This is a genomic window from Exiguobacterium sp. UBA7533 (assembly GCF_002479335.1).
Classification (GTDB): Bacteria; Bacillota; Bacilli; order Exiguobacteriales; family Exiguobacteriaceae; genus Exiguobacterium_A.
In genome coordinates this window covers 116,961-137,243 of the sequence record NZ_DLMP01000011.1, presented here as the reverse complement: position 1 = coordinate 137,243, position 20,283 = coordinate 116,961, and the positions used below count along the sequence as shown (strand labels likewise).

The following is a 20,283-nucleotide window of genomic DNA, read 5'->3' as shown; positions in this document are numbered from 1 at the left end:
CATAGAAGCCGCAACTTTAAAACTGTTTTATTCAAAAAGATCTTTTTGAAAAAAGATAATTTTTTTTGTTAAAAAGGCTTTACACTTTTCGATATGCTGCTATAATAAAAATATACCCAGTAACAACACAGCATGATTCTGTAGCTCAGCTGGGAGAGCGCTACCTTGACAGGGTAGAGGTCGCTGGTTCGAGCCCAGTCAGAATCATACCGAAATCGTTCCTTTTCGAAGGAACGATTTTTTTTGCATTAAAAAAACTATTCCCGAAATCAATCAAGAATAGTTGGAAGGTAGAAATATTATTTTATTGGATTTCGAGATGAAGATCGCCACGCTTCGTCCAGCCTGCGACAGTCGTCAATCGATAGAAGACGAGTGTCAAGACGCCAGGTAAAACGACACCAGTCAAGAAGAAGATAAGGAACGCCTGAGGACCTTGGTTGACGAAGATATTGAGTGGCGCAATCATCGAATTTAAACCGAGTCCAGCGAGTTCATATGGTACTTTCAAAGAGAGAAGAAGCGTCGCTACAGGAGCTGAAATCATCGCTGCGAGAAACGGTGCAACGACAAGACGTGGATTTTTAACGATATTCGGGAATTGTACTTTAGGTGTGACAAAGAATGAAGCAATTAAACCACCGGGATCCGTCTGACGATATGCCATCAATGTGAAGCCAACGAATTGAGCGGAACAGCCAATGAGTGCAGCGGCACTTGCCACAGGATCAAGCTGCAAAGCAATAGCGAGTGCTGCAGACGAAGCAGGAGACATCAATAAGACACTAAAGATGAGTGCAATGACAAGAGATGTAGCAATAGGAGACGACTCGACTGAAGCGGTGATCATAGCGCTGAATTTTGTAAGGAGTGGCGTCGTTACGGCAGCAGCACCGATGCCGGTCACGCCACCAGCAAGGACAGCACTCATCGGGATGACCATCATGTCAAATTTCGTTTTTCCAGTCATGCGTTTTCCAACGTATACAGCGACCGCAGCTGCGAGTAACGCACTGATTGGCTGACCGGGTACAAGAACGAGTCCAGAAGCAGTCGATTGAAGCGCAGCACCACCAATCGTCGCTGCGATCATCGCGCTGAACAGGACAAGTGTGTTTCCTCCGAGCTGAAAGGCGATACCGGCACCGAGTGCAGGAGCAAGCAGTACTTTTGCGACGCCGCCAATCGTCAGTAGCATTTGGATATGTAAAAAATTTCCGAGCGTCTCAATCAGGAGTCCGACACCGAGTGTTACAAGAACGGCATTCGCCATTCCAGCTGATACTTTTACCATTCGATCCATCGCATATTCTTTCAACGTTGTCATCCTCTCTCTATCTATCTCTCTATCTCTATTTTTTGCCATGAAAAAAGCCTATCCATTTTTGGGATAGGCGCCACTCATTCTGTGCGGGCGCCTCATTCGATGCATCGAAAGGAGGGCCCAAAAATCATTTCCGTTTCATCATCGGAAAAGTTTTCAGTCCCTCATGCATAGAATAATCAGTCGTCCGGCTTGGTTAAATGGCTGTTGCGTCGGAATCATTCGATCGTGCCCCTCTCTGTGAATTTTTCTAAGCCTAACATGCTTCTGATCAATAATCAATATTTTCTGACAATTTATTTTTTCTCTAAATCTAATAGGAATTCACGCTATCATCGGGAAATCCTAATGTACTAACAATGGAGGCGTTTACATGAAAGTAATGATTTTTACAGATATTCACGGGAATGCTTCAGCATTGCGTGCCGTGTTGTCCTATCTCGATCAGTCTTCAGACATCGATGCTATATATTGCCTCGGTGATATCGTCGGTATCGGACCTGAACATAATGAGGTCATCGATTTGTTAAGGCAGCGACCTGATATTCAGACGATTTCAGGAAACCATGATGAATGCGTCCTTGCTTTGATTCATGGGGATGTCTATCCCGCTAGTTACCAACATGCGAAAGAGCATCACCAATGGATTGCAGATTCATTGACGCAGGAGAATCAGAGTTATTTGGAGCGTTTACCGCGTGTATTGAATGTCACCCATCAGGAACAAATGATGTATCTGACACATTATGCCTATGCCGATCAGACGAAGAAAATCGGTGAGGAGCCCTTAAAGCCAGCAGTGGATGGAACGAAAGAAAACTTACCGGTCCTTTTTTCCGGAAATGAGGCGCGAATCATTGGCTTTGGTCACCACCATCCAGCACAACAAGTTGAGACGGATCAAACGCTGTACATCAACCCTGGAGCGGTCGGGTGTCAGGAAACAGCTCTTGCCCCAGTAGCAATCCTCACTTTAGAAAAAGGACAAATACGTTCGGAGATTCTGACGATTCCATATGATGACCGACCATTTCTAAATGTACTCAATACAACAGAAATGCCGGAACGTGAATTGATGCGACGTCTCTTCTTCGGAAATAGATCATGAAAAAAACCTTCATGAATAGATCATGAAGGAAGTCGATCATGCAGACAGTTTCGTCATGATTGAGACGAGGCAGACGATAATCAGTAACAGGATACCGATATTTCGTTTCAACGAGTGGCGTGACCAGTAGAAGAATAGTGCAAGTACAGGTGCCACGAAAAAGGCAAGAACAAGACTGATCAGTGTTGCAAGAAATAAAACAAATATCCAGAGCTTGCTCGTTGTCCGGTAAACCTGCCACATGTCGTAAAGCGACATAAGTGTATAAGCGAGTAATACAAAGATGATTCCGGTCGATAAACTCAAAACGATCATCACTCCATTCCTTTTTTAGTATAAGGGAAGGAGCAAAGATGACTATATGTCTTACAGGAAAAAACGTGACGAATCGATGAACGTACGACTAAACGCTGTAATGAAGGAAAAGGAGAGGACATTCATGTCAGATATGTATCGCCTTTTTTTCTGTTTCCAGATATTTTAATCATGCTTGTATTACTGATTGGAATAAGTGGGTATATCATCTCGCAACCATTCAGTTGGTCCATGTTGCTATTCTTTTGCATCGGATTGATCGTCATGTTGCTTGCTTACGAGTGGAAGCATTATGTGGCGCATGTTTTGCTAAAGCTGAGAACACGCTCAGCGACCTGGACTTTAAACGCCTTTGTATATTTGACCATAAAAAACACCCCATAAAAGTTGGATTTTTATGTCCAACTTTTATGGGGCAGTTCACCATTGATCAGCGGTTTTTTATTCACAGAACGCGCAACATGGCACGTCGAATCGTATCGAGTTCAAGTGGACGCGCAATCGATGGCCATTCGGCGATCAACGCGATATACGTTCGAAAGATCAGGAAGGCCGTGACATCGACCGGTATGTCGCGATCGTCTTGACCAAGACGAGTCTCAAGTAATGTCTTGATATATTCGACGACATGTCGTTCAATCCGCATCCGTAATTCCTGCATCTCTTGTAATTTTAAGTTGCGTGTTTCTTCGATGATTTGAAGAATGAATAAGTGTTGTTGCTGATGATAGACGATGGCGTCGATCATTGCTTGTTTATTTTCTTCTACGGTCGCCTGTTCGATGTAAGCGCGTTCTGCTTCTTCTTTCATCTCTTGCAACACACGTGTTACGAGTGATTCAAACAGATTGAGTTTACTTTCGAACAATTGATAGACGGTTGGTTTTCCGACATGAGCGCGTCGGGCGACACGCTCGATCGTCGTTCCCTTATAACCGAGTTCTGAAAAGCAAGCCATTGCTGAGTCGAGTATCAAAGTTTCTTTATCAGACTGTGTCATGTTGTTTTCGTCTCGCTTTCGTTGAGAGTAGAATCCGTTTGGCTCCGAGCCCTCCAACGAAGCTGATGATTAATGCGACGACTAATATGGTCGCAAGGACTTGACTATTGGATACGAGGGCATCCGTCACACCGAGTCCAAGCGCTTCGCGGAATCCACCGACCGAATATGTCATCGGTAAGAAAGCGTGAATCGCTTGGAAGAACCCTGGCGTCATTTCGACAGGGAACGTTCCACCACTACCACCGATTTGAAGAAGGAGTAGTAAGAAGGCAAGGAACTGTCCGACGCGACCGAGTAGCATCGCGAGCGTGAACAGAATGGTAATGAACGTCATACCTGTCAAGGCAGCGAATCCATAGAGCGCAGGGACACTCGCGACATCAGCATCCAGCACATAGACGATGGCTGTGGCCGCTGCGACACCTTGTAATGCGCCAATCGGTAAGATAAGTGATAATTTACCGACGAGGAAGCGCCATGTCAGACTCTCACCATGTTCGGGACGAATCTGATAGACCGAAGAGAACATCAAGGCACCTGCGAACAAGGCAATACTAAGGATATAAGCTGATAAACCAGAACCGTAATTGTTGACAGTCGAATAGTCATGTTCTTTTAAGACGACGGGTTCTGCTAGCATATTATCCCGCTCTTTTGTCGGCTTGACCGTCGCGTCTTTAGCTCCTTTGCTGAGCTCATCCTTCAGTGTTTTAGCTCCATCTTCAAGTTTCGTGTTGGCATCCGCGATTTTTGAAGCACCCTCGGTCGTTTTGCCGATACCATCTGTAATCGTAGAAGAACCAGATGCCAATTGTCCTAATCCGTTATTCAACGCGCTAGCCCCAGCTTGAAGTTGATGTGTACCATCTGACAGTTGGTTCGCGCCGTCAGCTAGTTGGGCACCGCCTGTTGCGGCTTTATGCACACCCGCAGTATACTGACCGAGTTTTTCATTGAACGTCTGTTGTCCACTAGCTAATTGTTGTGCGCCAGACTCGACTTGTTTCGCACCATCGACGAGCTTTAATTGTCCAGCGTTTAGTTGCGATACAGCAGACTGGACTTGCTGACCACCTGCGGCGAGTTGACCGATTTTCTTCGTTGCTTCTGTTGCTTGAGCAAGACTCTGATCAATTGCACCTTCTTGAGCAGCAAGACTTTGAATATTTTCTTCTAATGAACCAATAGAACCGAGTAATGTTTGTTTTTCTTCATCTGATAACTGTTCAGAAGCAGAAATAACTTCTTTTAGTTGAGCGACGTTTGCCTCAAGTGCTTGGCGACGGGCCCGTAAGTCCTGTTTCGCCTGTTCAGCATCTTGATTGAGTTGTGTTAAAAAGGCATTCGCAGCTTGTGCTTTTTCATCCAGTTGATTTAATCCGTCCGTCAACTGAGGAATTTTTTCATTAAGCTGAGCAGTACCCGCAGCCAGTTGTTCTGCCCCTTGGCGTACCTGTGTTGAGCCACCGCTGAGTTTTGTTGCGCCTTCTTGAAGTTGCGCGGCACCTGCCTGTAAATTGCCACCGTTTTCATCGAGTGTGTTCAATCCAGAAGATAGCTCACCCGTTTTTTGAGCGAAGAGGGTGGTCTTTTCGTCGAGTGTCGTGACACCATCACTCAGTTTTTTCGAACCTTGATTCGCTTCCCCGAGTTTTTCGGACAGTGTCAGACTGCCATCTGCGAGTTTTCCAAGATTTGTTGCTAGTGTTCTAGCGCCATCCGCTGTTTTATGGTTACCGTCCTCGAGTTTAGAGGAACCGTCCGACGCTTTTTCCATTCCGTTTGCGATTTTCTTTAACGCACCGAATATAGCACTACTATATTGTTTCGTAACGGATTTTCGGATTTTTTCGTTTAACTGTTTTGCGGCAGTACTCGAAATTTGTGTTCCCGAGTAGTTTTTCGCTGGATTCAAGTAATATTCTAACTCAATCTTCTTCGGGTGATCATCGAGTAGTGTCGTTGCATTTTTAGAAAAATTCTTTGGAATGACGACTGTCATGTAGACTTTTCCGTCACGCAATTCTTTCTCTGCCTTATCCTGAGACAAGAACTGCCAATCAAAATCATCATTTTTTTTGAGTTTATCGACGAATTGATCCCCGATGTCGACTTTCTCTCCTTTAAACTTTGTCGCCTGATCTTCGTTGACGATAGCTACCTTAATATCTTCTGTACGACCGTACGGGTCCCAGAATGCAGATAAGAAGATGGAGTTGTAAAGAAACGGTACGAGGATGAGGGCGAGAATAACGACGATCATCATCGGACTCTTCAATTTCTTCCATTCTGAGCGAAACATAAATACAAATCCCCTTTCTAAAACTCAAAACTAATTTGAGTTTTAGGTTTTGATGAGATTTACTTTACTCTCTTCATTATAAAAAATCAATCGATAATTCCAATTTCACACAAAAAAACGACTCACGGAGAGTCGTCTCTAGAAAATGATTAAGGAATTAACAGTAACTTTCCTGTACTACGTCGGCTTTCTAAAAAGTCATGCGCTGCTTTTCCATCAGATAAAGCAAAAATTGTCGGAGAGGACAGGTTAAGGTGACTAGATAAAATCCAATCAAACAGCTCACCCGATCTGCGGATGCGTTCCTCAGAAGACGTTAACACATTCCAAAGGTCGCCACCTGTTAATGTTTTGGATGTATCCATTAAAAAACGTGGATCGACAGGTGCGGGATCACCGCCTGCCATACCATAGAAGACGACGGTCCCATGTACTTTCGTTACATGGAAACTGTCCATTAGCGTAGAACCGATAGACTCATAAACGACATCGACCCCTCTACCAGAAGTTTGTGTAAGCACTTGCTCGACCCAGTTCTCTGAGTACAAATAGACAGACTCACAACCGGCAGTTTTTGCGATCTGTGCCTTATCGGGAGAAGAAGTTAAGCCAATCGGAGTTGCACCAAGTAAACGAATGAGTTGTGTCAGTAATTGCCCCACGCCACCGGCAGCAGCGTGAACTAAGACGGTATCTCCTGGTTGAACGTGATAACTGTCGCGAGTCAAATAATGTGCCGTCAATCCTTGTAATAAGACAGAAGCTGCTGTTTCGTATGAGATACCGTCAGGAAGCGGAATCAATTTATCAACGGGTGCCGCCACGTACTCAGCGTTCGCAAGCGGAACGTCCGCAAAAGCAATCCGTTGACCTACATGGAACGTTGAAACGGCTGCACCGATTGCGGTGATGACTCCTGCTCCTTCGTAACCTAAAATATAGGGAGGCTGTCCTTCTAAATGATAGTTTCCTTTTCGACGATAAATATCTGCAAAATTCAGACCGATCGCTTTCATTTCAATCAGAACTTCCTGTTCGCTGATTGTTGGCGTTGGCACGTCTTCGAAGCGTAATACATCAGAACCTCCGAATTCGTGGAATGTTAATGCCTTCATCTCAACACATCCTTCTTTTAAATCTGCTTATAGTATAAAGCAGAACATCTGAAAATGATGGACAGATGCGTTACACTAGAAAAAAAGAAGAAAGAAGGGACGTTATGAAACGTGTCTTAATGGGAGGCATTCGCTTTTATCAAAAAGTCATTTCTCCCATGAAACCAGCCACATGTCGATTCTATCCGACGTGTTCCCATTACGGGATGGAGGCAATTGAACGTCATGGTGCAGTAAAAGGGAGTTATTTGACGACACGCCGTTTGCTCCGTTGCCAACCGTTTCATCCAGGAGGTCTCGATTTCGTTCCAGAACCTGATCAGTTTAGTTGGAAAGCGCCGTTACAGCGAGAAAATCCCCGTGAGAAGGTCGAAGTCACTGTGGAATAAGTCATGTTAGGGTTTATGTTAATAGTTTAATGAATGAAGAAAAAGGGGGGGTGTTACCGGAAATCATCGGTAACACCCCCCCCCTTTAATTGTTTCATTTGTTGAACGCTCATAGTTTACCTGTTAAAAACTGTGCTTCACCGAGACCGAAACTCCAGTCCGCCGCATCATTTTCGACGATTGAAACCATTAAATCAGTCGGAGCAAGTCCACAATTTGCTTCTAATCGTTCAGCGAGCAATTGATAGAGACGTTGCTTCTTCTCTTTCGTCCGCGTTTTACTTGTCACACTGATAAGGACGATATCTTTACTCCGCTTAAAACCAAGACCTGTATCTTGAATGACCATTTCGTGGGCTTTGTGTGTATGCACGATTTGATACCGATCACGTTCCGGCACGTCGAATGCTTCGACCATCGCGTCATGTGCAGTGTTGAGTAACACGTTCAACTCTTCTTCAGAACGTCCTTCAATGATGTCGAATCGTAATAATGGCATAACCGTTCAGCTCCTTTTTTAAGTATGTAGAGCAGGGAAGAGTTCCCTGCTCTCGATTATTTATTCAAAGAATGGTTTGTATTGGCGTCGATCATGCATGACGGACAACCATTGTACAGTTGAGAATTCTTCAAGTACCCATTCACCGTTAAAGCGACCAAGTCCTGAATCTTTTTCACCACCAAATGGCATATGTGGCTCATCGTTGACCGATTGGTCGTTGATGTGAATCATACCTGTCTCGACTTCCAGTGCAAAAGCGGTCGCACGTTCAATAGATGAACCGTGCACTGCACCACTCAATCCGTATGGAAGAGAGTTTGCGATTTCAAGTGCCTCTTCATCTGTATCGAATGGGATGATGACGGCAACTGGTCCAAAAATTTCATTTTTAGCAAGCGGCATATCGTTCGTGACGCCTGTGACGACAGTTGGCGCAATGACGTTGTCTTTTGCTTCTCCACCTACACGAACGGTTGCACCGGCAGCTTTTGTTTTTTCAAGATCTTCAAGGATGCGTTCGACTTGTGATTGATTGATGAGTGGTCCGACTTGTGTCCGGTCATGTGATGGATCACCATACTTTAATTCTTTCACACGAGCAACGTATTTTTCGACGAACTCATCATGAATCGAAGAAGCGACAAGAATTCGGTTCGTCGACATACAGATTTGACCTTGATGATAGAACTTGCTGTAGACAGCAGATTCAACCGCACGATCGAGATCAGCATCATCAAGTACGACGAAGACGTTGTTTCCGCCAAGTTCAAGCGCTGTTTTCTTCAGGTGTTTACCGGCAAGTTCTCCGATGTGGCGACCGACTTCAGTTGATCCTGTAAAGGAAATCAAGCGTGGGACAGGGTGTTCGACGATGGCGTCACCGATTTCTGAACCACGACCGACGATAACATTTAAAACACCTTTTGGTAATCCAGCTTTTTCAAACAGGCTAGCAAAAATTAAACCGCCTGAGACAGGTGTGTCTGTTGCCGGTTTAACGACGACTGCATTCCCAATAGCGATAGCAGTAGCGATCGACCGCACAGCTAAGTGGAACGGGAAGTTCCATGGACTGATGACACCGATGACGCCAAGTGCTTTACGATAGATTCGGTTTTCTTTGCCTGGTACGACCGATGGACGAATTTCACCGTGCATCCGTAATGGGAAGGTAGCAGCTTCCTTTACGATCAAGACTGAGGCAAGGAATTCACCTTCCGCTTTAATACGTGTACTTCCTGACTCTTTGATTAGCCAATCGATGATAGTCTCTTTTTCTTCGTACAACACCTTCAGGAAGTTTTCGATGAGACCTTGGCGTTTTAAGGCAGGAACTTTCGCCCAGTCTTTTTGAGCAACTTGAGCCGCTTCATACGCGTCATCTAAATCTTGTTGGTTCGCGGCAGAGATCGTAAAGAGCTCTTCTCCAGTGAATGGATTTGTGTTCGTCATGTTGCTGTCACTTGCGCCTGTGCGCCACTGACCGTCAATATAAATCTTCGTAAAATCCGTATGCAATGTAGCTTCGTTTTGTTGAGCCATCTCATTTCATCCTCCATTCGTTATTATAACAATTAAGTTATTCACGTTATGAAAAGAAGTAAAACACATCCATACACTTCTACCAAACATATTGCTCAAAATCAGTCAGTCAAGCGGGTTTTAAAGAACTTTAAACCAGGAATTTAATCAATATAATGCTATAAAAATGAGTGGGATCGTTCTTTTTTAGAAGGACGATTGAAACAAGCGCTTGATGAAACCTTTGCCTCTTCACGTTCGTAATAAAAGCAAGAACTTTAGAAGAAGGGAGGGATGGAAGTGACAATTTTATTATGGAGTCTAATCGTCGTGTGTTTTCTCGTCGCTTTTGCAGGACTCGTATATCCGATCATCCCAAGTGCGCCGATTTTAGTAGTAGGCTTTTTGATTTATGGATTCGGATTCGGTTTCTCTGAATTATCGATTAGTTTTTGGGTGATTCAAGCGATTTTCATCATTCTCTTGTTCACACTGGATTATCTCGTCAGCGCCTACACTGTTGATCGACGGGGAGGATCTCAAGCGGCTAAAATCGCGACGACAGTGGGATTGATTGCTGGACCGTTTATTTTACCAGGAATCGGACTATTGATTTTCCCGTTCGTCTTTGCCATCTTGACGGAAAAAATCATTAGTAAAAAAACATGGCAAACAGCCGTTTCAGTAGGAATCGGTACGGTTCTCGGTATCTTATCAAGTGCGTTGTTAAAGGGAATCGCGATGTTGCTCATGATTGTAATCTTCATCCTATACGTGGTCTGACCGATTGAAATCGTGTCTTCAAGTACACATTTTGCAAAAGTTCCGTTATAGTATGAATATGAAAAAGTAAGGAAGCTTTGAAAGAATAAAGCTTCTTTTTGCTGTAAACGACCAGATGCCTTTGCATCTGGCTTTATATTAATGGAGGTGAATCCCCTTTCTTCGGGGAAACGATTGGACAGTACACACTCAATGGAGACATTCGACACGACGACGATCATTATTCGACTACTCGTCATTGCACTACTCATCATTTTAACCGCTTTTTTTGTTGCCGCCGAATTTTCGGTCGTCAAAATGCGAATGTCTCGAATCGATCAGTTGATTACAGAAGGAAGCAAGACTGCGAAAGTAGCGAAAAGGCTGCTTGAGAATTTGGATTATTATTTATCAGCCTGTCAACTTGGAATTACCGTGACAGCGCTTGGTCTCGGGTGGTTAGGAGAATCGACGGTAGGTGCGATTCTCAGTATGTTGTTCGAAGAAATCGACATCCCAAACTCCGTTTCGACGATCATTTCGTTCGTCCTTGCATTCTCAATTGTAACGTTTCTTCATGTCGTGCTTGGAGAACTAGCTCCTAAGTCCTTGGCTATTCAAAAGACGGAAGCCATCACGATGTTACTCGCACCACCGCTTTATTGGTTCGGTAAGGTCATGAAACCTTTCATTTGGACATTGAACGGTTCAGCCCGGGTCATTCTTCGTTTGTTTGGTGTTGAACCTGCTGGTCACGAAGAAGTTCACTCGGAAGAAGAAATTAAAATCATCATGACGCAGAGTTACAAGAGTGGAGAAATCAACCAGACTGAACTTTCCTACATGCAAAATATCTTCTCGTTCGATGAGCGGATCGCGAAAGACATCATGTTACCGCGGACAGATTTAATCACGATTTCGAACGATGCATCGATGGAGGACATTATTCGTCTCGTTGAAGAGTATCAGTTCACACGTTATCCGGTAGCGGAAGAAGGAGATAAGGATAAAATACTTGGCTTCATCAATGCAAAACAATTATTTACGGACCATATGGCGAACAAGGGGAAAGCATTAAGTTATTATATCCACAACTTGCCGATCGTATCCGAGTATTCACCTCTTCAAGACGCGATGCTGAAGATGCAAGTGGAACGGACGCCAATGGCACTCGTCATTGATGAATACGGAGGGACAGCTGGTGTCATCACAATGGAAGACATATTGGAGGAAATCGTCGGAGAAATCCGAGATGAATTCGATAAAGATGAGAAAGCGGATATCGAACAGATTCATGAGCGATTATACCGGATTTCAGGTCGTGTCTTGATTGATGACTTAAATGAACGCTTTAACCTAGGTATCGAAGAAGAAGATATTGATACGATTGGTGGTTGGGTCATGGCACAGGATACAGAAGTATCAAGTGGTCAAGAATTCCGCTATCAAGCGTATACGATCAAGGTCATGGAAGTCGATAACCACCAAGTGAAGTCGATTTATCTTCAATTGCCTGATCAAGAAGAAGTTGCAGCAGAGGATATCGGATAAAATAGCAAAATCAAAAGACGATGGACATTAAGTTCATCGTCTTTTTTCGTTATTGAAAGAATGGCAGGGTAAAGGGATTGAACACTCCTTGTGTTTATCTCCGCCAGTGACGGGTATTACTGTTTATGTGGCAAAAAAGTCTTTTTTAATTCAACAGGAAAAGGGGTTTTCTATCATGTCAAACGTCATTCTTACTTCACGCGCATCTGCAGTCGGTGGTCGCGACGGGAAAGTCGCTTCAGATGATAACGTCATTAATCTTGATTTAGTCATGCCTGGAACAAAAGGCAAAGAAGACATTCCGACATCAAACCCGGAACAGTTATTCGCAGCAGGATATGCCGCTTGTTTTGATGGTGCCTACAATTTGATGGCGCGCCAAGCGAAAAAACGAGTCGAGACGCGGACGAATTCAGAAGTCAGCCTCTTACAGGACGAAGCGGATAACGGTGTGAAAATTGCGGCGAAACTCGTCGTCGAAGTCGTTGGGGTATCGCAAGAAGAAGCAGAAGAACTACTTGAGAAGACACACAATTTCTGCCCGTATTCAAAAGCGACTCGTGGCAACATCGATGTTGACCTTTCTGTTAAAGTCGTCGATTCGTTATAAGAAATGCATCCTTAAGGAGGGTTTTCGATGGCACCAAAAGAAACCGATCGTCCAAATGAAAAATTGGAAGATGAACGGGATCGTCTGTCTGATAAAGAACGGAAACTGACAGAGGAGCAGCAAAAGGAAATCCTAAAAGGGAAAAACGAGATGCCAGATGATCCGGTTTCTCCACGAGATCGCGGAGAAGATCCGATTTAAATTCAAACAACTTGGGAGATGAATCACATGTCTAAAAAAGTAGCAGTCGTACTCGCCGATCATTTTGAAGATGTAGAATTCACTGGACCGGTTGATGCGTTAAAAGAAGCGGGGCACGACATTACTGTCATTGGTGCCAAAAAAGGTGCAGAGCTTGTTGGTAAACAGGAAGATGCAAAAGTAACCGTTGATCTCTCAATTGATGAGACATCGGCGGCAGACTATGATGCCCTTTTGATACCAGGTGGATTTTCACCAGATTTACTACGCGAAGATGAGCGTTTCGTCTCATTCGTCGAAGAATTCGATATGTCAAAAAAACCGATCTTCTCGATCTGTCATGGACCTCAGTTGATGATTAACGCCAAAATCGTTAAAGGAAGAAAAATGACAGGTTATAAATCAATTCGCATCGACCTAGAAAATGCTGGAGTAGATTTCGCGGACGAAGAAGTCGTCGTTGATGATAATTTTATCTCAAGTCGACAACCGGATGACATTCCTGCATTCAATCGAGAAATCGTTGCAAAACTCGGCTAATCGTATAAAACAAAAATCAGCACTGCGTTGTCGCAGTGCTGATTTTTTTATGAGTTCTCTGGATAATCACAGAGTTCCGTGATAACCCCATGTGAATGACGAGGGTTCATATAAATCAGTCGTCGTCCAAACGGCGTCGTTCGATACGTATCTTCTAAAAATGTTAAGCCTTGTTGTTTTGCTTCGGCGATTGCTTGATCTAAATCATCAACACGGTAGGCAATGTGATGGACTCCTTTTCCACGTTGTTTTAAAAAACGAGCGATTGGACTATCCTGGCTAGTTGGTGTCAACAGCTCGATATGCGCATCATCGAACTCGATGACGGCGATGTTGGAAGCGACACCAGGTGCGGGGTTTGAGTACTCTTTTGTTAATGTTCCACCAAGTACTTTTGTATAAAATGAGATTGCTTCTTGCATATCGCGAACGGCGATGCCGGTATGATCTAGTTTCATCTGATGTTTCCCTCCATTCGCTTCAGTTTCCCAAAAATGAATCAAAGTTGCAATGGGAAGCTGTTTTCCATCATTTTCTATTACATAGAAGAGGAACAATTTATTTAAAATGAAATATCACTGAAATATTATGGAAGAGGAATGAATGCTATAATCAAAAACGTTCCTATAAATAAGAAAAACTATTATAGAATTTAATTTTAACGTAACTGTTATTCCATATAATGCATCGACATACTACTAGAGAAAAAGAGGGAATACTACATGAAAAAAACGTTCGCGTCGCTCATCGTTTCCGCACTAGTTCTTTCATCAGCACCTCATTTTGCAGCAGCTGACGATTTAAGTGAACAGAAAGCTAAAAACGAACAACAGCAACAAGACAATGCTAAAAAACAAAAAAACTTAGAGTCTTCCGTTAATCAGGAGGGTCAAAAAATTTCTAAGACGCAACAAGAAGTCAATCGATTAGACGAAGCCTTGAATGAAAAGATCTTTGCTGTCGAAACGAAAGATCGTCAAATTAAGGCGACGGAACGAGAAATCGTTCAACTTGGAAAAGAAATCGAAAAGTATAAAGCGAAATTAAAACGCCAAGAAAAACTACTTGGGGATCGTCTTCGTGTCATGCAAGAAAATGACGGGAACTCGATTAAATGGGAAGAAGTCATTTTTGGGGCAAAAAACGTCGGTGACCTCGTTAGCCGTGTCATGGCCGGAAAATCGATTTCAAAGCAAGATGATAAAATGATCACGGATTATCAAAATACGCAAAAGCAATTAGCGGATGCACAACAAGAAGTGAAAGACAAGAAAGCACAATTGGTTGTTGAAAAGCAAGAATTGAAACGCCAACAAGCAGAACTTGAATCGCAATTAAAAGAGCGAAACAAACGCTTAAAAGAATTACGTAAGAAAAAAGAGAAATTTGAAACACAATTGATGGATGCAAAAGAAGTCCAGCAAATTCTGATTGCTCAAGAAAAAGCGATTGCAGCTGAAAAGGCAGCACGTGAACGTGAAGCACGTATCGAAAAAGAGCGTCAAGCTCAAGCAGCACGTGAAGCAAAAGCGCGAGCAGAAGCTGAAGCAGCTCAAGCAGCGGCTCAAAAAGAAGCTGAGCAACAAGCAGCTAAAGAAGCAGCGGCTCAGCAGGCAGCACAAGAGAAAGCGTCGCAAGCAGCGAAACCTTCTGGTTCGACGAAACAATCGACTCCAAAAGCATCTACACCTGCGCCAGCACCAGCTGCGCCAGCACCAGCTGCGCCAACACCGTCAGCACCTGCGACACCTAAACCGTCACCATCATCCGGTGGTCTGTTCATCCATCCAACGGTTGGGGCTGTCACGCAAGGCTATGGCTCAGCAGGTGGAGAAAACGGTTATACGTTCCATAACGGGATCGACTTTGGTGGTCCGGTTGGAACTCCAATCGTTGCAGCTGCAACAGGAACAGTCATTACAGCATCAGGTGGTGGTCCTTACGGAAACCACATCATGATTGCTCACCAATTAAACGGTAAAACGTACACAACATTGTATGCTCATATGAGCGCACTCAATGCTCACGCAGGTCAACGCGTCAGTCAAGGTGAACAAATCGGTTTACGTGGAAGTACTGGGAATTCAACTGGTCCACACTTACACTTTGAAATCCACGTCGGTGGATACAGCTATAGTGCAACTGGTCCAGCTAGCTCAGTGAACCCAATGACGATGTTTTAAACAGTAAAGAATCGTTGCTTATGCAGCGGTTCTTTTTTTGCGATTTTCAAAAAATAAATGATTATATTACAAAAAAACGTTTTCATTTGAAATGTAAATGAAATTTTTTTGAAACGATTAGGGTGCTATAATCTATTTCAGATATGAGAGAAACTTGAATACTATAATAAAATATGAAAAACATAAGTGAGGAAAACGATATATGCTAAAAAAACTAATTTCTACCATTGTTTTAGGAGCATTACTTATAACAGGAACACAACCAATTGCGGCAGCAACGATCAAAGAAAAAAAGGCTGAAAATGCCGCAGAACAACGTAAATTAGAAAAAGCAATTAAAAAACAAGAGTCGAAAATTTCGAAAGAACAACGTCAAATCAATCGAATCGATGCAGCGATCAACGAAAAGATTTTTCAGATTTCCGAAAAAAATAAACAAATCGAGAAATTGAATTTGCGAATTGATGAATTAAAAGCAGACATCGTTCGCTACGAAGAGATGTTGAAAAAACAAGAAGAACTACTCGGTGATCGTCTACGTGTCTTCCAAGAAAACGATGGAAACTCAATCAAATGGGAAGAAGTCATTTTTGGATCGAAGGATTTAGGTGATTTATTTAGTCGTGTCATGGCAGGGAAAAAAATCGCGGAGCAAGATGATAAAATGATTTCGGATTACATCGCAACCCAACAAAAGCTAGCGGAAGCAAAACAAGCGCTCGTTGAAAAAAAGGCGGAGCAGGTTGAAGAGAAGAAAACATTAATCGAACAAAAAAAAGCGTTGAAAGTTCAAATGAAAGAACGCAGTGCTACGCTTAAAAAATTACGAAAAGGTAAGACGAAGTTTACGACAGAACTTCTAGACGCGAAAGAACTACAAGCCACACTTGAAGCTCAAGAACGTGCGATTGCGGCAGCGAAGGCAGCAGCTAAAGCAGCGGCTGAAAGAGCAGCAGCCGAGAAAGCAGCAGCTGAAAAAGCCGCTAAAGCGAATGCTCAAGCAGCAAAACAAGCAGGTAAGAGTTCAGAATCACCTACTTCAGTTGCCCCACCCGTTGTTTCGAGCGGTGGGAAATTCGTTCGTCCATCTTCTGGTGGCGTATCACAAGGGTTTGGACCAGCAAGCGGTGCGAACGGCTATACGTTCCATAATGGTGTCGATTTCAGTGGTTCGGTCGGCTCACCAATCGTCGCAGCAGCAGCTGGAACGGTCATTACAGCTTCAGGTGGTGGGCCTTATGGAAATCACGTCATGATTTCTCACTTCCTTGACGGGAAAGTCTATACGACAGTCTACGCTCATATGAGTTCATTATCTGTTCATGCAGGACAAACAGTTTCTCAAGGTCAGCAAGTTGGAACACTTGGTAGTACTGGGAATTCAACAGGACCACACTTGCATTTCGAACTACATGTCGGAGGCTATCAGTACAGTGCCTCTTCTCCTCTGAATGCAGTTAATCCATTAGCATACCTATAATTCAAAACGAGCTTCGGCTCGTTTTTTTCTTGCCGCTATGCTACAGTTAAGGCGAAATGAATACTTGAGCAACTAGGGGAGCTGGAGGAATCCGGCTGAGAGGAAAACCAATCTGTTTTCGACCCTATTACCTGAACTGGATAATACCAGCGTAGGAAAGTTGAGCCGAACGAATACCGAAATGGTTGGATAACGATTTCGTATAGCGTCGACTGCTTTTTTACAGCGGTCGACGCTTTTTTTTGTCGGTAACAACTCCCTTACATTGCTCGATGGAAAGGTGAGAAAAATATGAAACATGTATTGACGATTGCGGGATCTGACTCCGGTGGTGGAGCTGGAATTCAGGCAGATTTAAAGACATTTTCGGCATTGGGCGTTTATGGGATGAGTGTTTTGACGGCGGTAACGGCTCAAAATACACTGGGCGTTCAAGCAGTAGAAGAGTTATCATCGGAAATCGTTGATGCCCAATTAGCTTCAATCTTTTCAGATATTCGTGTGGATGCTATCAAAATCGGTATGGTCTCGAATGCACAAACGATTCACGTCATTGCAACACATCTTCGCAAACAGACAGTTCCGATCATACTAGACCCTGTCATGGTCGCAAAAGGCGGGCATGCCCTATTGCGGACGGAGGCAGAGGAAGCACTAATCGCGGAGTTACTGCCACTTGCGACACTCGTCACACCAAATTTACCGGAAGCAGAGCGCTTAACAGGGCAGTCAGTTACTAATCTAGAGGAGATGCGACTGGCGATGCATCAGTTGGCTATGAAGACTGGAGCCGTCTTGCTAAAAGGTGGACATCTACCGGGAGCTGCCACGGATTTATTATGGGACGGGCAAGAGGAATACCGTTTCACATCAGATCGGTTAGATAATCAACATACTCATGGAACAGGCTGTACCTTATCTGCAGCGATTGCGGCACGGATGGCACTTGGAGAAGCTTTACCGGACAGTGTACGTCAGGCCAAGAAGTATGTTACAGAGGCGATTCGTCATGGATTTGCTCTCGGACAAGGGATTGGACCGACACATCATTTTCATTCACTTTGGAGGGATACACATGTTTACGACCATTCTTAAACACAAACCACTCATTCATCATTTGACGAACACAGTCACGATCAATGATTGCGCCAATGTCACACTCGCCGTTGGCGCATCTCCAGTCATGGCGGAGGATATTCGCGAAGTGGAAGAGATGGTTCGACTTGCGCAAGCTCTTGTCTTGAACATTGGAACAATTGATGCAGACATGCAAGCAGCTCAACGACTCGCCGCAAGCGAAGCGAGACGCTTGAACGTTCCGATCATCCTTGATCCAGTTGGAGCGGGAGCTACATCATTGCGTACGTCCTTTTCAAAAGAATTGAGTAGACTCGGATGTACGGTCGTTAAAGGAAATGCTTCAGAAATCAAGACATTGCTTGGGGAGAATGGACGAACAAAAGGAGTCGATGCTGCTAGTGATGAGATCATGGATCGAGAAATCATTCGTGCATTCGCTCGTAAACAAAAGTCCGTCATTGTCGTCACAGGTCCAATCGACTACATCACGGATGGCATGCGCGAAGTGGAACTACAAGTAGGTACGCCGCGTCTCGGAGACGTCACAGGTACGGGGTGTATGACAGCTTCTTTGATTGCGAGTTTTCTTGGTGCAGGATATTCTGCGTTTGAGGCAGCAGTCCACGGAACATTTATCATGGGAAAAGCAGGAGGACAGGCAGCATCAGAAAAAGGTCTAGGTAATTTCAAACGAGAGTTGTTCAATGCAATCAGTCTGATGACGGAGCAAGATTTGATGGAGGTGGTAGAACATGTCAATTGATTATTCCATTTATGCGGTGACAGATCGTCGATATCATCCGGGAGTTGCAATCGAAACGGTCGTTGAAGAAGCGATTTTAGGTGGTGCAACGATTATACAATTACGGGAAAAAACAGCGCAGGGAAAGGAATTCTTCGAACAGGCAGTCCGGTTAAAGAGATTGACGGATCGTCATGATGTTCCTTTGATTATCAATGACCGAATTGATATTGCGTTACTTGTCGGAGCTGGTTTGCATATCGGACAAGAAGATATTCCTCTAACCGCAGCGCGCCGTCTCTTACCGAACACTGTGATCGGCGTATCGGTAGCAACCGTCGCGCAAGCGATTGAAGCAGAACGAGATGGAGCATCTTATTTAGGTGTAGGTTCTCTATTTGCGACGTCATCGAAAGCAGACGCCGACTCGATGTCACACACGATGCTTCAAGCGATTCGCGAAGCCGTGCGCTTACCTTTAATCGGCATTGGTGGAATTACGGCAACGAATGTCGCTTCTCTTCCTATCCCATTAGAAGGATATGCGGTCATCTCGGAAATTTTTGCTAAAGAAGATCGACGACGTGCTGCACAACATATGACAGATGCTGTATGGGAATGGCATCAATCTCTTCAGAACAGGGTATAATCCGTTCAGAGGTGATTGTATTGAAATGGCAGATGATCCGTTTTCGGGGCTATTGGATCCGGTATCGATTGGAACCACAAATCATTCGCGTGGATAATCGGGGGATCTACCATTTGGGGAAAATTTTATTTCCGCGTCCTAATCGTGTATCTTATGAAATGGCTCTCTTGCTGAAGGAAAAGTATGAAAGACGCTACAAACGTCCGTTGTATATCAAGACAAGTTCGATCGCTACAGAAATTTGGGGACACACCCACTTAGACATCTATTATCGAATACTGCTTCGTCTCCCGATTCCTGCTCGATTACGTAAGCGTTATAGGAATCGATTGGAGAGTACGAAGATCATCGATATCGGTGTACGTGCGGTCGATCAAAATCGAATCGTTTGGGATATCGGTGATTACGTAGGGGGATGGTTTGTATTTTGGCTCATTCGTAGGCGGATGCGCTGAACTTGCAAATGTCCTGTTTCTCATGGTGCAATATAGAAATAGAAACGAGGTGACGGACATGGACATTCCCCGTTGTGAAACGATTGCTATTGATGAACAGCGTGCGTCTGAGATTGGACAAGTCGTTGATACGATTCCGACGCTTGAAATCGGAAAATTATTTAAGATCCTTTCAGATGCGACACGACTACGAATCGTTTATGCGTTGACGATCGAAGAGGAATTGTGCGTTTGTGACGTCTCTGCTTCTGTCGACTGCTCGATTGCGACAGCATCTCATCATCTTCGCTCCCTGTTGAAACAAGGGCTCGTCAAGTTTCGTAAAGATGGAAAAGTCGTGTATTATTCTTTAGATGACCATCATGTGTCGTCGCTTGTTCATATGGCGATGGAGCATGTACAAGAGGGAAAAGCAGTATCTGAATAATTTTTTAGAGTAAACGAAAAGCGC

22 protein-coding genes, 1 tRNA gene and 1 riboswitch are annotated in these 20,283 nt (G+C 44.0%); of the genes, 15 read left to right on the top strand and 8 right to left on the bottom strand.

Annotated features, from left to right (window positions below):
- The first annotated feature begins 134 nt into the window (after nt 1-134).
- Nucleotides 135-207: transfer RNA gene (locus B2U10_RS12230), tRNA-Val, on the top strand.
- A gap of 97 nt (nt 208-304) precedes the next feature.
- Here B2U10_RS12230 and B2U10_RS12225 read toward each other — a convergent pair.
- Nucleotides 305-1,327: a PTS transporter subunit IIC gene (locus B2U10_RS12225; protein WP_290788004.1), complete on the bottom strand. Its 1,023-nt coding sequence runs from the start codon at nt 1,325-1,327 to the stop codon at nt 305-307.
- 370 nt (nt 1,328-1,697) lie between these two features.
- Between B2U10_RS12225 and B2U10_RS12220 the strand changes: the two genes are divergently transcribed.
- Entirely contained in the window at nt 1,698-2,432 is a 735-nt protein-coding gene (locus B2U10_RS12220; RefSeq protein ID WP_290788000.1) for a metallophosphoesterase family protein, read from the top strand.
- Between the two features lie 36 nt (nt 2,433-2,468).
- Here the strand turns inward: B2U10_RS12220 and B2U10_RS12215 are convergent, their stop codons facing one another.
- The 4 genes from B2U10_RS12215 to B2U10_RS12200 form a co-directional block, all read right to left on the bottom strand.
- The gene (locus tag B2U10_RS12215; RefSeq protein ID WP_056063494.1) at nt 2,469-2,747 is read right to left on the bottom strand and encodes a hypothetical protein; all 279 of its coding nucleotides are present in this window, start codon (nt 2,745-2,747) and stop codon (nt 2,469-2,471) included.
- 445 nt (nt 2,748-3,192) lie between these two features.
- Nucleotides 3,193-3,747, bottom strand: a complete 555-nt coding sequence (locus B2U10_RS12210) for a TetR/AcrR family transcriptional regulator (RefSeq protein WP_290787997.1) — start codon at nt 3,745-3,747, stop codon at nt 3,193-3,195.
- Complete coding sequence (locus B2U10_RS12205; RefSeq protein ID WP_290787994.1) at nt 3,734-6,052, bottom strand: YhgE/Pip domain-containing protein; 2,319 nt, start codon at nt 6,050-6,052, stop codon at nt 3,734-3,736. The genes B2U10_RS12210 and B2U10_RS12205 overlap by 14 nt, the downstream gene beginning before the upstream one ends.
- Before the next feature lie 149 nt (nt 6,053-6,201).
- Nucleotides 6,202-7,167, bottom strand: a complete 966-nt coding sequence (locus B2U10_RS12200; RefSeq protein ID WP_035412456.1) for a quinone oxidoreductase family protein — start codon at nt 7,165-7,167, stop codon at nt 6,202-6,204.
- Nucleotides 7,168-7,271: 104 nt separating this feature from the next.
- On the opposite strand from B2U10_RS12200, the gene yidD reads away from it, so the two are divergent.
- Entirely contained in the window at nt 7,272-7,556 is a 285-nt protein-coding gene (gene yidD / locus B2U10_RS12195) for a membrane protein insertion efficiency factor YidD (RefSeq protein ID WP_035412458.1), read from the top strand.
- 109 nt (nt 7,557-7,665) lie between these two features.
- Here the strand turns inward: yidD and B2U10_RS12190 are convergent, their stop codons facing one another.
- Both B2U10_RS12190 and B2U10_RS12185 read right to left on the bottom strand, forming a co-directional pair.
- Nucleotides 7,666-8,055, bottom strand: coding sequence for a tautomerase family protein (locus tag B2U10_RS12190; RefSeq protein ID WP_290787991.1), 390 nt, complete (start codon nt 8,053-8,055; stop codon nt 7,666-7,668).
- A gap of 60 nt (nt 8,056-8,115) precedes the next feature.
- On the bottom strand, nt 8,116-9,600 hold the full coding sequence (locus B2U10_RS12185) for an aldehyde dehydrogenase family protein (RefSeq protein WP_290787988.1): 1,485 nt from the start codon (nt 9,598-9,600) through the stop codon (nt 8,116-8,118).
- Between the two features lie 279 nt (nt 9,601-9,879).
- Between B2U10_RS12185 and B2U10_RS12180 the strand changes: the two genes are divergently transcribed.
- The 5 genes from B2U10_RS12180 to B2U10_RS12160 all read left to right on the top strand — a co-directional run bounded on the left by B2U10_RS12180 (nt 9,880) and on the right by B2U10_RS12160 (nt 13,243).
- Nucleotides 9,880-10,362: a DUF456 domain-containing protein gene (locus tag B2U10_RS12180; RefSeq protein WP_035412760.1), complete on the top strand. Its 483-nt coding sequence runs from the start codon at nt 9,880-9,882 to the stop codon at nt 10,360-10,362.
- Between the two features lie 192 nt (nt 10,363-10,554).
- Entirely contained in the window at nt 10,555-11,892 is a 1,338-nt protein-coding gene (locus tag B2U10_RS12175) for a hemolysin family protein (RefSeq protein ID WP_290787985.1), read from the top strand.
- Nucleotides 11,893-12,067: 175 nt separating this feature from the next.
- A complete protein-coding gene (locus B2U10_RS12170; protein WP_035412467.1) occupies nt 12,068-12,502 on the top strand; it encodes an organic hydroperoxide resistance protein in 435 nt (144 codons plus the stop codon).
- 27 nt (nt 12,503-12,529) lie between these two features.
- The gene (locus tag B2U10_RS12165) at nt 12,530-12,703 is read left to right on the top strand and encodes a hypothetical protein (RefSeq protein WP_197026247.1); all 174 of its coding nucleotides are present in this window, start codon (nt 12,530-12,532) and stop codon (nt 12,701-12,703) included.
- 27 nt (nt 12,704-12,730) lie between these two features.
- Nucleotides 12,731-13,243, top strand: coding sequence for a type 1 glutamine amidotransferase domain-containing protein (locus tag B2U10_RS12160; protein ID WP_035412470.1), 513 nt, complete (start codon nt 12,731-12,733; stop codon nt 13,241-13,243).
- A gap of 47 nt (nt 13,244-13,290) precedes the next feature.
- Here the strand turns inward: B2U10_RS12160 and mce are convergent, their stop codons facing one another.
- Complete coding sequence (mce, locus tag B2U10_RS12155; protein ID WP_035412473.1) at nt 13,291-13,701, bottom strand: methylmalonyl-CoA epimerase; 411 nt, start codon at nt 13,699-13,701, stop codon at nt 13,291-13,293.
- 264 nt (nt 13,702-13,965) lie between these two features.
- Between mce and B2U10_RS12150 the strand changes: the two genes are divergently transcribed.
- The 7 genes from B2U10_RS12150 (at nt 13,966) to B2U10_RS12120 (ending at nt 20,259) form a co-directional block, all read left to right on the top strand.
- The gene (locus B2U10_RS12150; protein ID WP_290754057.1) at nt 13,966-15,426 is read left to right on the top strand and encodes a murein hydrolase activator EnvC family protein; all 1,461 of its coding nucleotides are present in this window, start codon (nt 13,966-13,968) and stop codon (nt 15,424-15,426) included.
- Nucleotides 15,427-15,628: 202 nt separating this feature from the next.
- Nucleotides 15,629-16,906, top strand: a complete 1,278-nt coding sequence (locus B2U10_RS12145; RefSeq protein WP_035412479.1) for a murein hydrolase activator EnvC family protein — start codon at nt 15,629-15,631, stop codon at nt 16,904-16,906.
- 64 nt (nt 16,907-16,970) lie between these two features.
- A riboswitch (TPP riboswitch) is annotated at nt 16,971-17,081 on the top strand.
- Between the two features lie 116 nt (nt 17,082-17,197).
- Nucleotides 17,198-18,001, top strand: coding sequence for a bifunctional hydroxymethylpyrimidine kinase/phosphomethylpyrimidine kinase (gene thiD / locus B2U10_RS12140; RefSeq protein ID WP_056063516.1), 804 nt, complete (start codon nt 17,198-17,200; stop codon nt 17,999-18,001).
- Nucleotides 17,982-18,749, top strand: coding sequence for a hydroxyethylthiazole kinase (gene thiM, locus B2U10_RS12135; RefSeq protein ID WP_290787980.1), 768 nt, complete (start codon nt 17,982-17,984; stop codon nt 18,747-18,749). Before thiD ends, thiM begins: the two co-directional genes overlap by 20 nt.
- Nucleotides 18,739-19,377 (top strand): thiamine phosphate synthase, encoded by a 639-nt coding sequence (gene thiE / locus B2U10_RS12130; protein ID WP_035412485.1) that lies wholly within the window; start codon nt 18,739-18,741, stop codon nt 19,375-19,377. Before thiM ends, thiE begins: the two co-directional genes overlap by 11 nt.
- Nucleotides 19,378-19,490: 113 nt before the next feature.
- Complete coding sequence (locus tag B2U10_RS12125) at nt 19,491-19,832, top strand: hypothetical protein (RefSeq protein ID WP_235514032.1); 342 nt, start codon at nt 19,491-19,493, stop codon at nt 19,830-19,832.
- Between the two features lie 58 nt (nt 19,833-19,890).
- Nucleotides 19,891-20,259, top strand: coding sequence for an ArsR/SmtB family transcription factor (locus tag B2U10_RS12120; protein WP_035412491.1), 369 nt, complete (start codon nt 19,891-19,893; stop codon nt 20,257-20,259).
- Nucleotides 20,260-20,283 lie beyond the last annotated feature (24 nt).